General features: G+C 53.3%; 13 protein-coding genes. 5 read left to right on the forward strand and 8 right to left on the reverse strand.

The features are described from left to right. The coding region (locus GR212_RS35165; RefSeq protein WP_163994435.1) for a GMC family oxidoreductase N-terminal domain-containing protein at positions 1–476 on the reverse strand (476 nt) is incomplete at its 3' end. A 387-nt stretch (positions 477–863) separates the two neighbouring features. Here GR212_RS35165 and GR212_RS35170 point away from each other — a divergent pair. After that, positions 864–1,049, forward strand: a complete 186-nt coding sequence (locus GR212_RS35170; RefSeq protein ID WP_163994491.1) for a DUF1127 domain-containing protein — start codon at positions 864–866, stop codon at positions 1,047–1,049. Positions 1,050–1,453: 404 nt separating this feature from the next. Next, positions 1,454–2,920, forward strand: a complete 1,467-nt coding sequence (locus GR212_RS35175) for a sodium:solute symporter family protein (protein ID WP_163994438.1) — start codon at positions 1,454–1,456, stop codon at positions 2,918–2,920. Between the two features lie 435 nt (positions 2,921–3,355). Here the strand turns inward: GR212_RS35175 and GR212_RS35180 are convergent, their stop codons facing one another. Continuing rightward, positions 3,356–3,715, reverse strand: coding sequence for a P-II family nitrogen regulator (locus tag GR212_RS35180; RefSeq protein WP_163994442.1), 360 nt, complete (start codon positions 3,713–3,715; stop codon positions 3,356–3,358). 449 nt (positions 3,716–4,164) lie between these two features. On the opposite strand from GR212_RS35180, the gene GR212_RS35185 reads away from it, so the two are divergent. From GR212_RS35185 to GR212_RS35195, 3 genes are all read left to right on the forward strand, one after another. Next, positions 4,165–5,106, forward strand: a complete 942-nt coding sequence (locus GR212_RS35185; protein ID WP_163994445.1) for an NAD(P)-dependent oxidoreductase — start codon at positions 4,165–4,167, stop codon at positions 5,104–5,106. A gap of 187 nt (positions 5,107–5,293) precedes the next feature. Next, a complete protein-coding gene (locus GR212_RS35190; protein ID WP_163994447.1) occupies positions 5,294–6,100 on the forward strand; it encodes a mycofactocin-coupled SDR family oxidoreductase in 807 nt (268 codons plus the stop codon). Positions 6,101–6,419: 319 nt separating this feature from the next. Next, a complete protein-coding gene (locus GR212_RS35195; RefSeq protein ID WP_163994450.1) occupies positions 6,420–7,139 on the forward strand; it encodes an alpha/beta hydrolase in 720 nt (239 codons plus the stop codon). Between the two features lie 189 nt (positions 7,140–7,328). Here GR212_RS35195 and GR212_RS37900 read toward each other — a convergent pair whose 3' ends face one another. The 6 genes from GR212_RS37900 to GR212_RS35225 form a co-directional block, all read right to left on the reverse strand. Beyond that, positions 7,329–7,610 carry a hypothetical protein gene (locus tag GR212_RS37900; protein ID WP_163994493.1) on the reverse strand — a complete coding sequence of 94 codons (282 nt, stop codon included), beginning with the start codon at positions 7,608–7,610 and terminating at the stop codon, positions 7,329–7,331. A gap of 506 nt (positions 7,611–8,116) precedes the next feature. Then, the gene (locus GR212_RS35205; RefSeq protein WP_163994453.1) at positions 8,117–8,488 is read right to left on the reverse strand and encodes a DoxX family protein; all 372 of its coding nucleotides are present in this window, start codon (positions 8,486–8,488) and stop codon (positions 8,117–8,119) included. 225 nt (positions 8,489–8,713) lie between these two features. After that, the gene (locus GR212_RS35210; RefSeq protein WP_163994456.1) at positions 8,714–10,261 is read right to left on the reverse strand and encodes a class I adenylate-forming enzyme family protein; all 1,548 of its coding nucleotides are present in this window, start codon (positions 10,259–10,261) and stop codon (positions 8,714–8,716) included. 1,156 nt (positions 10,262–11,417) lie between these two features. Next, positions 11,418–11,591, reverse strand: coding sequence for a hypothetical protein (locus tag GR212_RS35215; protein WP_163994459.1), 174 nt, complete (start codon positions 11,589–11,591; stop codon positions 11,418–11,420). 46 nt (positions 11,592–11,637) lie between these two features. After that, a complete protein-coding gene (locus GR212_RS35220) occupies positions 11,638–14,496 on the reverse strand; it encodes a winged helix-turn-helix domain-containing protein (protein WP_163994461.1) in 2,859 nt (952 codons plus the stop codon). Between the two features lie 417 nt (positions 14,497–14,913). Further along, positions 14,914–16,251, reverse strand: a complete 1,338-nt coding sequence (locus GR212_RS35225; RefSeq protein WP_163994464.1) for an epoxide hydrolase family protein — start codon at positions 16,249–16,251, stop codon at positions 14,914–14,916. Positions 16,252–16,434: the final 183 nt, after the last annotated feature.

The following is a 16,434-nucleotide window of genomic DNA, read 5'->3' on the forward strand; positions in this document are numbered from 1 at the left end:
GGACGAAAGACCTTGACCGGGCCATTGGTTCCTCTTGGAAGATCAGCCACGCCGCGATAATCTTCAATCGTGCGGTAAACGTCCTGGATGGCGTCATAGCCCCAGGCAGTATCTCCCGTTTCATTTGCGTAGTGATCCCAATCGCTTTTGTGGCCTCTCGCCCAAATCATGGCATTGATACTTGAACTTCCCCCCACAACCTTGCCCATGGACATAAGCAGGGATCGCCCTTTCAGCCCTGGCTCAGGCTCCGACATAAATGCCCAATCCTCGGGCCCGCCGAGGTTCTCCGGCCAGCGCAGCGCATTTCTTATGATTTCTGAATATTCGCGGCCCCCGTACTCGATTAGCAGCACATTGAGGTCTGGGTTTTCAGACAAACGGGCCGCAACGACTGAGCCGGAAGCCCCGGAGCCGCACACAATGATATTGAAGGACGCCGATGACGGTCCTGCAAAGCTTGGATTATACTGCATCGCTCACATCTCCTGGATGGCGGGAATAGCGCACCGCGCAACGGCCGACAGCTAGTCGACGCCGATGTGCGATGGCGGTGCAATGTCCAGCGATGATGTGTCCGGCCCGTTATCGATCTGCCGGCTTTCGTTACATCTGCAAAACGGCGAAAGAAGTTTTTAAAGCCAGTATACCCGCAAAGCCTTACTTCGCGTTTCCGTTACGACTGCGTTCAACTCATTTCAGATCGAACGAGTGTCTCGTATCCAGAAACACTGATGTAGTAGGCGAAGACCAGTCTCGCTTAAGGCACTCAAAATGCGGCCTCATGAAAAGGGAGACAATCTATGTCGCAGGCACATTCAAACGCTTCTGTTTCAGAGAAACGCAGTAATCCTCGCCCAGCTATGGGAGTATCGGGTCTCGTCGCATGGCTGCTCAGTCATGTGCGAACACTACGGAATCGGCGTGCAACGGCCAAGTTGCGCGATCTCGATGATCGTACCCTGGCCGACATCGGCATTTCGCGAGCCGAGGTCGAGTTTTTTGTGACACATGGCAGGATTCTTGAATGCCAGAGGCCGCATGTCTGATGGGATCGAACTTTTATCGCCCGGAGGTCATTTCGGGTGGCTTTTCGTTACGATCGTAAGACGAATCAAGGTGGTGGTGACCTAGAACGTCTGGCCAGCAAACATATCACGCGATAGGCTAAACACGGCTTGAGCCGTTTCGCGCTGTCGTCGGGTTGCCCCGACCACACAAGAGGCCCTCTACGTGTCATCAAGAAGAGGGCAGAAGCGACTTTGGAATAAGATGGGACTGGAGGAAACGTTGATCGCGAAACAGCTGTTCCAAGCGGAGTGTGAATGTAGTCGTCACCCAGTGGGTTGGGCCTCGGTCATGCAAGGCTTAGCGACATTTGCGCTTTCTGTTCAGGCGGCATGTTATGTCAGTATGTTGCCGAACTTGCTATTTGACCGATGAGGAGCTGAAGATGGGTGTGGCTCCGTGGCTAATCGGCGCATTCACAGTCGCAATTATCTTTCTTGGGATTTGGGGAGGAAGGCATCAGGCTGTCAGCCTGGAGCAGTGGGCACTGGGTGGTCGAAGGTTCGGCACCGTACTTGTTTTTCTGCTTATGGCGGGAGAAATTTACACTACCTTCACTTTTCTCGGCGCCAGTGGCTTTGCGTATGGCAAGGGCGGCGCGGTATTTTACATCCTCACCTACACATGCCTCGCGTTCGTTTCATCGTATTGGCTGTTGCCTCCAATCTGGCGTTTCGCAAACGAAATGCGGCTCGTCACGCAGCCTGATTTCTTCGAGCAAAAATATCAAAGCCCCGGTTTGGGTCTTTTAGTCACAGCTGTCGGTCTTATCGCCCTAATCCCATATCTCATTCTCCAGCTGAAGGGCCTTGGAATTATTGCCGCGACCGTTTCCAACGGAAGGATTAGTAGCCCGATCTCCATAATCATGGGCGCTGTCATTATGGCACTCTACGTCATAGCATCGGGTATGCGAGGCTCCGCTTGGGCTGCCGCGGTCAAGGATAGCGCGACTTGGATCGTGTGTGCCTTCCTCGGCATCTATCTGCCTTACCATTATTATGGTGGTATCGTGCAGATGTTCCACCAAATCGAAGTTGCTAAACCAGGTTTCCTCGCGCTACCTCGTACAGGCGAGACGATTGTTTGGTATTCCAGCACGGTAGCTCTATCGGCACTTGGTCTTTATATGTGGCCTCACACTTTCTGCTCGGTGTATACCTCCAAGTCCGATACGGCATTTATGCGCAATGCAGTCTTCATGCCGATTTACGCGATCATTATGCTCTTCGCCATGCTTGTGGGGTTTGCGGCAGTTCTGCAGGTACCAGGTCTTAAGGGAGGTGAGATTGACCTGGCGCTATTAAAGCTGTCAGTCGCGACGTTTGACCCTTGGTTCGTTGGAGTGATAGGGATCGTGGGTGTTTTAACAGCATTGGTACCCGGTTCCACAATTTTAATAGTAGGCTCGACGCTGGTATCAAATAATATCTGTCGTCGGATTATGCCCAGGTTGTCCGATCGGCACATGACAAACTGGGCTCGCCTTTCAGTCGTTCTCATCGCCTTCGTGGCAGCCTATTTAACGTTAGTCGGCGGTGACAGCATCGTTTCCATTTTGATCATGGGTTATAGCGTTGTAACACAGCTTTTCCCTGCCCTATTTGGCAGTCTGCTTCCAAGAAATCCTTTCACAAAAGAGGGAGCGGCGGCTGGTATCATTGCCGGCGTTGGTACTGTTGGGATCGTTGTTACAACGGGATTGACAATATCAAGCTTTTTCCCCGATGCACCTGAAACAATAAAGCAAATCAACACTGGTTTCATTGCACTGACTTTTAACGTGCTCGTCGCATTCCTGGTGAGTGTCGTGACCGCGCAGTGGCCGACTACGACTACGAAACTGTCGTAGAATATCTGGCATTGATGAGAGATATCCTGGAGGAGGGCACGATCAGTTGTCAACATGTCATGACCATCGCAACGCGTGAAACTACCTCGCCTAGTATCAGTAAGGCAGGCGGTGAAGAACGATGTGCTGCCGTGGTTCAACCGACTTTTATATCGACTCCATTGTGGTAGGTTGCTTAAGATTTGAGCACTATTGGAGGTGACGGTGCGCTATGGAATTGTAGGAGGTCTGGTTATAGTGGTGTTCGCGGGTAACGTCGTGTGCAACAGCGCACAGCCTGTATTCGGACTGCCGCTGTTTTTCCTATGGAATATTCTAAGCGTGTTCATCATCACGGCAGTCATGTGGACGATCTACAGCCTCGACATAAGGCGCAAAGCTCCACGGTCGACTGGGGATCGCGCTAGGGCAAAGTGCAAACCATAGCTGGTTAGATCAAGCCACTGCGCCGACCGCATTCCTCTTCCCCGGAAAAGCTGGGAGACTCGCATCAACATCAAGGACCTTATCAAGCGTTGATGTTAGTATAGTCGCCTGGGCGTGTGTATTCCCGATAGCTGACCGAAGCGCAAGAATCGTGTTCGAGGCGTCGTCGGGTTCAACGATCAACTCAATCTTCACGCATGATACAAAGTCAACGAAACACTCGACGCCACGGTAGGCTGTCACGGAACCCGTAAACGCAAAACACTCTTTGGCGTCGGTGACGAGAAAGCCATCGATAGAAAGTGCCTGCAGTTTCTCGCTTATTTCCGAAAGCTTGAAGGGGGGAACAATGGCTTCAATTTTGATCATGTTTTCCTCACCAATGTCAGCGTTGCGAGAGGGTGCGACGGCTTCGGCATCAGACGATCTTCGGGGTCAGCGGACGCGTTTTGAGTCCAGGAGTGGGAAATCTCGATGCTGAAGCTTTTCGGATTTCAGATCTGGAGCAAGGAATGTTACGCGACTTACAGTGTTTAGTTAATTTCAGACGTAATGTAATATTATTGCATTTGTAAAATTTTCCGGCGTTTCGGTGAATTTTCAGCAGGTGGAGTAAGCTTCGAAATGATTTTCTACTATTATTGAGAATTATCCATAAATGGCGGCACGCTGCTGCCATTGGACTCCTTCTCCACACCTCTGGTCCGACGACTCTTTACTGCATTTGAAACCAGACAGCTGCTTCCGAAAACACGCCTAAAATCACGCATTCCTTTATTTCCACCATGAATCATTCGCGACAGCGTGGGAGATTTGGAATGAGAGTTATGTTTTGTGGTCGCGCATTCCCGGAGATGCCAAGCTATTTGATAGACGCTTTCAAAGGGCAGCATGAGGTGCTGATCTGGGACGGCGCGTTCGAGAGCATGCCCTCGAATATCGATGTCATTATTCCGCGCGCCATGCGCATAGGCCCTGCGGAAATGGACCGAAGCGGCGCAAAACTCATACAACAATTCGGCGTTGGTTTGGATGGAGTGGACATTCCCGCTGCGATCGAGCGAGGAATTGCGGTTGCGAACGTTCCGGGAACCGGCGCAAACGCTGATTCCGTGGCCGAACATGCCATTATGTTGATACTGATGCTGCTTAGGCAGGTTAAAGCCACCCAGGAAAGTGTTCGCTCCGGGATTCTTGGCGGGCCAGCTGGTAAGGCCCTCCTGGGGCAGACGGTCTGCCTTTACGGCCTGGGTTCGATAGCGGAGGCAATCGCAACTCGCATCACGCCTTTCGGTGTGCGGCTGATTGGCTTGACCCGAACTCTCGATTCCGCAAAGACGGCGCGGTTTCGACTGGAGAGATGTTACCCAACGGAAAATATCAAAACCTGCCTCTCGCAGACTGACATCTTGATTATGTGTGTTCGACACACTCGGGAGACGACAGATCTGGTTGGGGAAGCCGAGCTTCGTTGGCTTCGACAAGGAGGACTGGTGATAAACATCGCGCGCGGTGGATTAATCAATCGTGAAGGACTCGAGAAGTGCCTCGCAGATGGGCATCTTGGCGGAGCCGGTCTTGACGTATTTTGGGAGGAGCCGGCAGATCCGGCTGATACGCTCCTTACGTACCCGAATGTGGTTGCAACGCCTCATGTGGCGGGAATAACCGACAGGTCCCTTTGCGACATAGCGGACGAGGTATGCGCAAACATCTTACGCTTTGCAAGACACGAGCCATTGCGCCACAGAGTAGCCTGAGGCCTTGGCAGTTGTTCCCACCTCAGATTTGATGCGCACTCGAAGCTTTTGGGCCTAACCGGGTGATGGATGTCTTCTGAAATAGAACACCCAATTTCTGAAACGTTCGGTTGACCGGAGAATTTTAGGGGAATGTGGTGGCCGCCTGCATTGGGTGCGCCGCTTTATCCCATATGGAGATTTCGTGATGCAGGAAATGAGCGGAAAGATCGCACTTATCACCGGCGCAGCAAGGGGCCAAGGACGAAGCCATGCGATCCGATTGGCGGAGGCGGGAGCGTATATTATTGCGTTCGACATTTGTGCTCCGGTCGAGGGTATTGACTATGCAATGGCCTCCGAGGAGGACCTCGTGGAAACGGCCGAACTTGTCAGAGCAACCGGAGCAAAAATCCTCACATATCGCGTCGACGTCAGGAACTTCGAAGAAATGACTTCGGCGCTGGACGAAGCGGTTTCGGTGTTCGGCGGACTTGATGTCGTCGTCACCAATGCTGGCGTGCTTTCGATGGAACGCGCGACCGACATAACTCAGGCGATCTGGGACACAATAATCGCCATCAATCTTACTGGCACCCTGAAAACAATTCGAGCGGCCCTGCCGCACCTGGTGCGGCGCGGGGGCGGCTCGATCGTGTCGATCGCATCGGTTGCGGGGCTGGCCGGATTGCCGTTCTTGGACGCTTACGTGGCGTCGAAACATGGCGTCGTCGGACTCGCAAAGGCACTCGCGATTGAACTCGCGGACAGGAATATTCGTGTGAATGCGGTTTGCCCGACGGGTGTCGCTGATACCGGAATGCAGCTGGGCCTGCGAGATGATATCCTCGCGGAAGCCGGTGAGAAGCTTCAATTTGCGTTCAAGAATGCTTTTAAGAATGACCTGGTAGAGAAATCTGACGTAAGCGCTGCGGTGCTTTATCTCACATCTGACAGCGGTCGCTTTATCACCGGAAGCGCACTCGCGGTCGATGCGGGCCTGCTCGCGCTCTAACGGTCTGTAAAGGGCGCCTTTGGGGCCAACAGGGGTTGGCGTTTGCTTTGGAGCTTCGTCTGTCCGAAAGGCTTCTCTCCGATGGCCTTCCGCTATGTGTAGGTTCTCGGCGCGAATGCCGAGTCTCATCGTCCCCCGCGACACGGATTGCTTTCCTAGGAAGTGCGGGTCAACTGGCCATGACCTCAGCGTGGATGTGACACCTGAAATCAAAACTCACGAAAGAGAAATCGTATCACGAAGCTCGACAATCATAACGCTGTTAGCCAGCAGAGATCTCCAGAGGCCTGGAGAAAATCTTCAATGGACGGAGTATTAGATGGCGAATTACGTATTGGTTCATGGCACTTGGCGCGGAGCGTGGGTTTGGGGGGAAGTCGCAGCCAGTTTGCGAGCGCGAGGCCATGCCGTGTTTACGCCAACGTTGAGCGGCCTCGGAGAGCGGAGCAACGCAGCGACCGGGACTGTGAATCTATCGACACATATTCGGGACATCTCTAACGTTCTGATGTACCAGCAGCTAGAGGATGTGATCCTCTGCGGCCACTCTTATGCTGGAATGGTAATCAGCGGTGTTGCTGATGCCATGCCAGAGCGCATTCGTACCTTGTTTTACCTCGATGCGTGGATTCCCTCCGACGGAGACAGCGTCGCGAGTCTGTCCGGTCCGGAGATCTTTGACCTTCTGACAACTGCTGGCGCGGGAGAGGGTTTCGCCATACCGCCATCACCTGTCGAGACATTTGGCGGGAGGGAAGAGAACTATGATCTTATTCGATCGTTGTCCTCTCCTCAGCCTGTCGCCACCTTTCTAGAAACTATCAATCTTCGCGGCGGGTTAGAAAAGGTAGCAGATAAGCGTTTCATTCTCGCAGAGAAATGGACCCCGAATCCATTTGAAAAATATGCCGCGATCGCACGCTCTTCCGGGTGGAAGTTCTCGTCTTTCTATGCCGGGCATGAAGCCATGCTCGACGAACCGCTTGGGCTGGCGAGAATCTTGAGCGCGGACTTTGGATTGACGGGGCAGCCGCGATAGTTGCCTTTGTAGTTATAGAGGTGGCATTGACAGCACGGGCGCCTCGGCAGCAAGATGTACGAAATTTACGGAGTGGCAGCTTTGTAATGACGTGCTGGCCAGTATGCAGATCGTTAAATATCCACGATGATCTGGATCACTCAGCGTCTATCTCACTTGATTGTTTCTTCAATTAGCTGGAAATAGCGTTCATAGCAATCGAACCAGTGGTTCCTTATCAATAAGCGACCCGACATTTTGGGCGTAGTGATGTCTCTGCACCACGCCATGCTGGGTAGCGACGCACATGTCCGACAGGCGACGTTGACGCGGCGACTGATCATAGACTTGAACGGTACCGCCCAGCTCAAAGCAGGTCCCAACCGCCTTAAGGCAGGTCTCTGCGACGTAAAGGACACTCTGTATCCCTGCAATTAAGTACTCGTTTGACTTGACGGCGAGCGCGATCGAAAAGCAGCTTTCAGCCGCGATTACATTGCCTTCGACCTTCCTAGCTTCCTAAGAACGTTCTCCGGAACGGAAGGAGGGTCTGCCGCGGAAAACACTCCGACAGTATCCTCGAGATCCATTCGCGCAATTCCCACATGACCGTGCCGTGCATCAAAGTGATGAAATGCGGAGCGCCGGTTGGTAGCGGGGGTACAATTGCAAACGTCGGACGCAATTGTGAGGAAAGCACGTTGTTTGCTGTTCTGAACCTTTTCATAAATCCTCACTTGCCGGATATATCAGGATGACAATCAGGCAGGAGCGCCGAGCCGCCAAGATCAAGCCGATGTTGGTGTCCACTATAGTTGATGACGAGCGAGGCGTGGTAGGGCCTCAGCGAGGCGCAGACGATACTACGAAGGTTATTACTTCATCGGCAACATTGAGGGATTGGAGATCAACGCAGCGATGTCCTGCACTGCGTTGTCTATTCTCTGTGGATCATGACAGTTTCGGTAAAAACCGGGATATATTTGCTTCGGGTTCAACTATCGACGAAACGGTAGAAGCTCTTTCAAGCGGATGTCACGGAGATAGAGACCGCCCCATGCAGCAACTCCCAAAACAACGGACAAGATCTGTGGTGCTGTCAATGTCTCCTCGACTCGAAAGTGCGCGCAAATCGCTCCTCCGAGAAAACCGGTAATCAAAATCGCACCCATTATAGCCGTGGTGGGGACGGCGTAGAGCGCCGCGCATGCAGCAACCACTATCCCTAGCGTGAACGCCTGGTGCGGCGGAAATTGAACGGCGGTCATTTCTGCCTGAAGCATGCCTGGAGCAAACAAATCTACTGCGGCGTCGAGCAGCAGCGCAATAACGACGACGATGGAAGTCACTCTTCCGAGTATCTGGGACATCAATAGTTCTCCAATTAAGAGCTGGCAAAGGGGTGAGGTTGGTCAGATTGTTGGCAACGCGAGCGGCCGTCATAGGATTCCCGCGGCAATGACGTTTGCGAATTTACGTCGCTTGGGATTATGGCCGCATTTCAGAAGTCGGAGCTATCCTTGCAACTGAAAGCCGTAGCGAAACCATCGACTTATCGCCTGTCGATAGCGGAAAGGTATTCCAATCCGCGCGGCTCATCGGGAATGTCCAATCTTGGTGGCCGGACGAACGCTGTTTGCGGTCTCGCGATAGAAGATTTCCAACAATGACTTGCGATCAATTTTGCCGTTCGCCGCTCTTGGAATTTGACCCACCGCGATGGCGTGATCTGGGACCTTATAGTCACTAATCCGGTGTCTTGTAGCCTGCAATATATCCGCAACCCCGGGGAACGATTGCACGTCGACCGCCTCGATAAGGGCTCCTAACGTTTCGCCAAGTTGCTCATCCGGGATTCCGAAAACCGCCGCATCCTGCACATCGGGATGGGCTCTTATCGCTGTCTCGACTTCGACAGGGGAAATATTAGATCCGCCTTTGATGATTAGATTCTTCTGTCGACCGAAAAAGCGCAGCGCCCCATCGTTGCCCTCAGACATGATATCTCCGGTCCGGAACCATCCTTGCGCATGGCGCTCGATCTCGCTCGGAGAAATCCAGTATCCTGGGGAGACGTTCGGGCCCTCGACCCAGAGCTCGCCCGGTTGGGTCCTGGGCACCGCCAGACCCGTTTCATCCGTGATGCGATAGCGACCGCTGGGTGATCCCAGAAATGCGACGTTGTCTTTGGGGCAAATGGCAAGACTTGTCGCAGCTTCGGTACATGCCCACGCTGAGGACAGCGGGCATCCGAATAGATCAAGAAAATCTTGTTGTACCTTTGCCGAACAAACGTCGCCTGAACTAACGCAAAGCCGAAGGGAAGATGTATCGCGATATCGCTCTGTTTGTGCCCTCGCCAGTTGGTCGAACATGAATGGCAAGCCTTTGAACCAAGTACATCGCCTGGCTTCGATTTCGTCCAGTACAGAATGGGCATCAAATGCGCCGAGCATCACCATCGGACCGGTGCGACGTAAGCTCGAAAGGAAATTGAAAAGTCCGCCTGCATGAACGATCGGACTTGCGGTGAGCATGATGTCGTCGTCCTGAAGTCCCAATGCCTGGTATTGCTTCGTAACCGCCGAAAGAGTTTTGGCGGTGTGGATTACGACTTTCGGATCCCCTGTCGTGCCAGAGGTCGGTAACAGAAGCATAACGTCATCCGGCGAAGACCGTCGTCCCCGGATCATATCGCTTGAGTCAACGGCCGGCGATTGCCATGCTTCCCGATCAAATTCTGAGATTGTCGAAAAGATCAGCCGCGAATTTGCGGGGATCAACGTTTCACCTACGCGCAAGATCTCTGATTCGAACGCTTTCGATCCAATATAGTACCTTGGTTCAACCCGCTGAAATACTGAGGTTAACTCTTGTGCCTTGAACCGATTGTTTATGGGCACCGCAACGGCGCCTAGTCTGAAACACGCAAGCAAGCATATCAACAAATGCGGGGAGTTAGGTAGATGCAATGCAATTCGATCGTGAATGTCGATGCCCTTATTCGACAGGTATGCCGCTACAAAGTTTACATCCCCCTGTAGCCTCGCGTAAGTCCAAGTTTCTCCTTTCCAGAAAAAAGCAGTATCGTTTGGGCGCTCTAAGGCGCCGGCGTCAAGGGTGTCGACAGGATTCATGGTCATAAAGATCTCCGATAGCTTACATCGCAAAACGTTACGCTGTCTCGCATCCCATATTTATTTCGGATCGCAGACATATGGTTGCGAATGAAATCTTTAGTGTTTGAGTAATATCTAAATATATTTCAATCTTGACTGGTTTAGTTGCAAAGATAACAGAAATGTTTCGATCTGAAATTTCTTTGCTTGTTTAGGAATGTAGTTTTCGATCAAGGCCACTGTCTGTCCGCGCAAGGAAACGACCTCTGACAGAGCGGCTGACATCGACACATCGGCTTGGCGCTCTGCCACTGCTCTGCGGTGACAACTGTGCCCTCGTCACTACAGAAAGAAAGTACATTATGATTGAATTCCCTTCCGCTGCCCGGCAGCGCATATGGCCTTTCATCCCCGCTTCGCATGGGCGCCAGTCTCCAACTCAAAGAGTGCGGGCGCGACCACTGTCGTTGCTCGTTCTGGCCGCCGTCACTGTCGGTCTCACAGTGGACGCTGATTTCGCCTTAGCCATCGAAAAAAGGTCATCCGTATCGACCAGCTGCGATGCAGCCGCCAAAATAATTGAGCGCGATGGCGCGATGATCCTTCGATATCCTTCAGAACGGGTCCAGGGGCTTGTTCTTTACAACAAATTCGTGCGCAGCAGTTCCCAATGCGACGGCGGCCAGGCAACGGTCACGTCTGCGGTTAGAACTGCCGATAGTAATGAATGCAATCTGTTGATATGCCGACAGCAGTCCGGCATGAACCGATAGCAGTGGTTCGGTAGCAGTCACGGGTCAACAGCTGTCGGCGGATGACCCGTGAATCTCCGCGGAGGCCAGTAAAGTGCGCCACTGAAGCTTTTGATGCCGGGAGCACAGTGGTGGGAAATTCGATGCTGATGTGTTGATTGTGAGCGCAGGAACTTCATCAAATCACGATCGTAAAAAGCGATCGCGGCGTTCCCAAGAGCTGACGCTGGCAACATACGCGAGACTTTGATCGCCACATTGACAGCTTACTCAATGGTGAGAGAGAAGGGTTCGAGGCTCAATTTCATTTTCGAGCACGGTAGGCATCGCCAAGCTCTCTGACGAAGAGGCTATGGACCTCAATGGGAAAGACCGAAAGAGCAGACAGCGCTACCTTTCGACAGTATCGAATCCGGTGATTTCCCTTGTTAGATGCTGTTCGTCCGGATCGCCTCATATTCGGGGCGACGTTGCGCACCACACAAAGGCACATTGGCGAGTGCCATAAAGCCGATCTCGTTCATCGTGCGGGGGCCGCGGCCATAGAGCGCGTTCACGGGACCGCGAGACATCGTCTGTGCCGGCAGCGTGGGCGCGATCAACAGAGCCTATGCTGAAAATGACCAGACGCGTGGCTGGACCAGAAGCCTATGCCAGGCGCCGCAGGAGGTTCGCGGCATTTTTGACGTCTGTAGAATCGAAGCCTTCGTCAAATTGGCAAAATACCGGTCCGAGAATATCTCTCGCGGCGCCAACTTGCTCCTGATCCAATCGAAGGCTAGCCAAATCGGTGGCCGCGCGCAGTTCCCATGCCCGGGATCCCTGCAGACGGGTGAGTTCCAAGGATCGTATGAAGTCAGACTCAGCGACAGCCTCGGTTGATCCGGATAGCAGCCGACGGATTCTACCTCTCACCCGCAAGGCCTCAGGCAGATAAGTTAAATCTCCCCGCTCCTTCACAAGCCGTATTGCGTCATCGATAAGTGCCGCTGCTTCCGAGGCGCGTCCCGCGGCAACAAGGCCTTCGGCCAGCGAAATCCTCAAGCCGGATGTCATGACCTCGTATCGAGCCGCTTGAAGACCTTTCAGAGAGTCTTGAAGAGCCTGTATGCCGCGATCTTCATCTCCCTGTTTGAGAGCTAGCTCCCCTCTGAAACCGCGACTAAGGTCGAGATATGGGGCAAGGGAATGGGAATTCGCGTGGTCGGTCATCCAGGAGATGTGTTCTTCTGCATTCGTAAGATCCCCAGCCCATAAGAAGACGGAAATGGCCCAGTTTAGAACGAAGGAAAGTGTGATTGGATGCTCCATTCGAGTAGCGTCCAGAACTGTCTTCCGGGCGAGCGACAATGCCTGGTCGGGGTAGCCTTGGAGCCACAACGTTCTCGCAAGGGCACCACCTGCCCAGTTAATGTGATCAAATCCGAAATAAATCGTGCTCTTAAGCTTCGCATGCGACCCCTGGAGCATAGCAGACTCGAGTTCCTCACGCGCCGCATGTAGATCTCCCATAAGATGCAACGAGATTCCGCATAACGAATGCCCCGACGCGATAGCGGTCGGATCATTAACGGCCTTACCAACCATGGAATTTCGAGTTGCGTACTCGAGCGCTGTTTTGAAATCACCGGTTCTAAGGTGGAATGAGAATAGAGATCCAACAAGTTTGATTTGATCGAGCTGGTCGCCACTGCTTTCAGCGATGTTGAGGCCTGCTTGCAGCGCTACGTGAGCCGCCTCGGTATTGCCTTTGGTGAACATCAGAGACTGACCGAGTGCCCGCTTAAGGTGCATCTCCTCCTTCCCGCCTCGCGACCCTTCATCGATTGCGCGAAGTGCTTGCTCGGACCAGCGATGGCACTCTGGAAGAAGCGACATCGCAAGGAATACGGTAGCGGCGCTTGACGCCAATTCAATGCCGATTGCCGGGTCGCCATCGTTCCCAAAGCACCATTCAAGCGCGGCGCGAACGTTGGCAAGCATGGACAGTATGGTTATGCGCTCTATGGCTGCCGATGCAAATTGCCATTTGTCGATTACCCGGCTGCACCATTGTCGATAATAGGTCGCATAGCGGGTCGACAGAGCCGGTAATTCCGGATCGTCGAAATTCTTCTCCAGCACGTAATAGCGTGTGGCGTCCAGAAGGCGGTAGTTCATACCAGTGCCTACCAGACGTGTAGCAACCATGGATTTTGCGACCAGGCTGTCGATCGCGTTCAATACCGCGCCATCTCCAACAGTCTCGCTGGACACTACTGCGGCAGCAGCCTCCAGCGTGAAGGGGCCGACGAAGATCGCCAAACGACGAAGAACCATTTTTTCCGGGGTCGAAAGAAGCTCGAAACTCCAGTTTAGGGTGGCCTGAAGTGTTTTCTGTCGGGGTGAAGCGGTTCTCTTGCCAAGCCACAACCTTGCAAGTCGTTGGTCCAACAGGGCATCAATCTGCTCCAGGCCATACGCTTCAACGCGACCTGCAGCCAGCTCGATAGCAAGTGCGACGCCGTCCAACCTGCGGCAAATGCTCCTGATAAGCCGCAGATTGCGTTCGGTAAATTCTATCCGTGCCCCGGTTGCCGTGGCCCGCTCGACAAACAATTGCGCTGCTGGGAAGCTTAGCGCTTCTTCCGATGTCAGCTCCCCATCCTCGGGAGGGACAGCGAGAGGCTCGATCCGATAGACGTTTTCGCCTTTGACGCGGAGAGGTTCCCGGCTTGTAGCGAGAATGTATACCTCAGGCGCACTTAGAAATATCTGCTCGGCCAAAGCGGCGGCTGAATCGATCACATGCTCGCAGCAGTCCAGAACCAGCAGCATTTTTCGCTCTTTCAGGTGAGCGATAATACTGGGAGTGGGATCATTGGACTGGACCATAATCCCTAACATAGAGGCCACTGAGGTCGCGACGAGAGCCTCGTCGCTCAGCATTCCCAGATCGACGAAGAGGACGGAACTCGGGAAAAATCCGACTAGTTCGTGGGCAACAGATATCGCAACAGTCGTCTTTCCGACCCCTCCTGGCCCGACGATGGAGACGAAGTGGGAGGCTGTAAGTGCCGATGAAACTTCGATGAAATCATTGGCACGTCCTATCATCCGTCCCAATCGTGTCGGCAAGAATGGCGTAGTAGATGTTGAACTGTCAGATGCCGCTCTACCACCATCCTTTTCGTGAGAAACTGAAACGGGTGCAACAAAACGATAACCGCGGCCGGGTTCGTTGCTGATAAAACGGGCACCTTCCTGGCCATCGTTCAGCGCCTGGCGTAACTTAGTAATTTGAAATCTGAGGCTGCCTCCGTCAACGCTGACGTCGGGCCAAATGAAATCCATCAGATCTTTGTTGCTGAAGCGCTTATTGGGATTGGAGGCTAGGAGGATTAACGCATCGAGAGCGCGATCGCCCAATCGAACGGGGGAGTTATCCTTGAGAAGCAGACGCTCGCTCGAGATCAGTTTGAACCGGCCGAACGTGATAATCTTCCTTAAATCTGCGTCCTTCGTCATTCATATCCTAGCATTGGAAGCTCTATCGAAATCTAGAGGCACGGGATCTTCTTTCTCTTGCGCATCAGACATAAGGTCGCAATTCTATTCTTTTGAACGGTCTGCGCGGCGAATATTCATAACTGGTTGGTCGCGTTGGAGAATTCGATTTTCACCACAAACGTGAGGATTTACATTCGAATCCCGGTGCCGGCGGTAGCCGCCTTCGGTTCGCTTCCTATCTGCTGCCAGGTAGAAAATATCTTTCCGCCACCATTATTGTTGTTTGTTTTGCAGTCCGGGACCCGCAATGGGGTGCTCGGACGGTGGCGTTAAATAAAGACCCGCCGCTATTTGCGGCGGGCGGACTATACTGCTCGTGGACATACTTTGACCGGCGCCTGCTTCATTCTTTCAGCGCTCGCCTTGTCCGCGATCCTAGCGAACAGACTTGAAGGCTGCCCGCACTTCTTCGGTGAACAACTGAGGCTGCTCCCAAGCGGCGAAATGGCCGCCTTTTTCGACCTGGTGATAGTAGGATAGTGTCGGATAGGCCCGCTTACTCCAGCTTTCCGGCGCCTTATAGATTTCCTTAGGAAATACGGAGATGCCCACCGGAATCTTGATGTCCTTTGTCTTCTGCGCATCAGAGCTGAAATTGTTGTTGTTGTTTTCCCAGTAGAATCGCGATGCCGAGGCGCCGGTGTTGGTCAGCCAGTAGAGGGTAATGTCGTTCAACATCTCGTCTCTGGAGAGAACCTTTTCGGGATCGCCGTCACTGTCGCTCCATTGCGCGAACTTCTCGTACATAAAGGCAGCGAGACCGGCCGGTGAATCCGAGAGCGAATAGCCGATTGTCTGCGGTCGCGTGACCATCATCGCCCCATAAGCGGCGTTGCGTCCGAAGAAGGTGCTGAGTGACTGAAACGCCTCCTTTTCGGGCACCGGGAGATCTGCTGGCGGAGCATCGCCACCAAAGATGCCCTTCGCCAGATTTCCAGGGATGGTGGCAGGCATGTTCAGATGAATGGCGAGCAATCCTTTCGGAGCCTGACGTGCAAGTGCGTCGGAAATGACCGAACCGTGATCGCCGCCCTGAGAGACATAGTGATTGTAACCGAGCCGCTTCATCAAGACGTCCCAAGCGCGCGCAGTTCGATCAGGCCCCCAACCAGGCTCCGTCGGCTTACCGGAGAAGCCATAGCCGGGAATCGAGGGAATGACGACATCGAAGGCATCCTGCGCCTTGCCGCCGTACGCCGTGGGATCAGTCAACGGGCCGATGGTCTTGAGGAATTCAAAGGTCGAACCCGGCCAGCCGTGTGTTAAAATGAGGGGCAGGGCATTCGGATGCTTGGAGCGAACATGGATGAACTGGATGTCGACGCCATCGATAGTAGTGACGAATTCGGGAAGGGCGTTGAGTTGAGCCTCGGCCTTGCGCCAATCATAATCGGTGCCCCAATACCGAACCAGGTCCTGGACCTGTTGTAATTGGATCCCCTGAGATTGATCGTTGACAGTCTCCTTGTCAGGCCAGCGGGTGTCGGCGATACGTTTGCGCAAGTCATCAAGTTGAGACTGCGGTACGTCAATCTTGAAGGGCCTGATGCTTTCATTCGTAGCGGCGGAACTGACCACCGGCTTCGAGGTGACGTCGGCCGCACCAGCTGGTAGCGTGTATCCGGTAGCGTTCAAAAAAATCGTGCAAGCGGCAACCGCAATAACTCGATTGGCGATAGGACGCCTGTTAGAGGCCTTATCGATCTGTGACATATGATACTCTCCTCAGTGTCGGGTGCCAATTGCGACGTCCGCTGACGAGAAGGTTTTGAAGTCTCGAAGTATCCCTTATGTTTCAGAAAGGCCTGAGAAATGTATCAAACCGTACCATAGGCGCTGCTATACATATAGATTTACAAATGTCGGGCGCCTGGGCTTTCTGGTGCAAAAGTGCGG

Source organism: Martinezella lusitana (assembly GCF_010668395.1).
Lineage (GTDB): Bacteria > Pseudomonadota > Alphaproteobacteria > Rhizobiales > Rhizobiaceae > Rhizobium > Rhizobium lusitanum_A.

Coding starts and splice junctions, on each gene's coding strand:
- GR212_RS35175 (WP_163994438.1), top strand. CDS start 1,454: ATGGGTGTGGCTCCGTGGCTAATCGGCGCATTCACAGTCGCAATTATC.
- GR212_RS35210 (WP_163994456.1), bottom strand. CDS start 10,261: ATGACCATGAATCCTGTCGACACCCTTGACGCCGGCGCCTTAGAGCGC.
- GR212_RS35220 (WP_163994461.1), bottom strand. CDS start 14,496: ATGACGAAGGACGCAGATTTAAGGAAGATTATCACGTTCGGCCGGTTC.
- GR212_RS35190 (WP_163994447.1), top strand. CDS start 5,294: ATGCAGGAAATGAGCGGAAAGATCGCACTTATCACCGGCGCAGCAAGG.
- GR212_RS35185 (WP_163994445.1), top strand. CDS start 4,165: ATGAGAGTTATGTTTTGTGGTCGCGCATTCCCGGAGATGCCAAGCTAT.
- GR212_RS35205 (WP_163994453.1), bottom strand. CDS start 8,488: ATGTCCCAGATACTCGGAAGAGTGACTTCCATCGTCGTCGTTATTGCG.
- GR212_RS35225 (WP_163994464.1), bottom strand. CDS start 16,251: ATGTCACAGATCGATAAGGCCTCTAACAGGCGTCCTATCGCCAATCGA.
- GR212_RS35170 (WP_163994491.1), top strand. CDS start 864: ATGGGAGTATCGGGTCTCGTCGCATGGCTGCTCAGTCATGTGCGAACA.
- GR212_RS35180 (WP_163994442.1), bottom strand. CDS start 3,715: ATGATCAAAATTGAAGCCATTGTTCCCCCCTTCAAGCTTTCGGAAATA.
- GR212_RS35195 (WP_163994450.1), top strand. CDS start 6,420: ATGGCGAATTACGTATTGGTTCATGGCACTTGGCGCGGAGCGTGGGTT.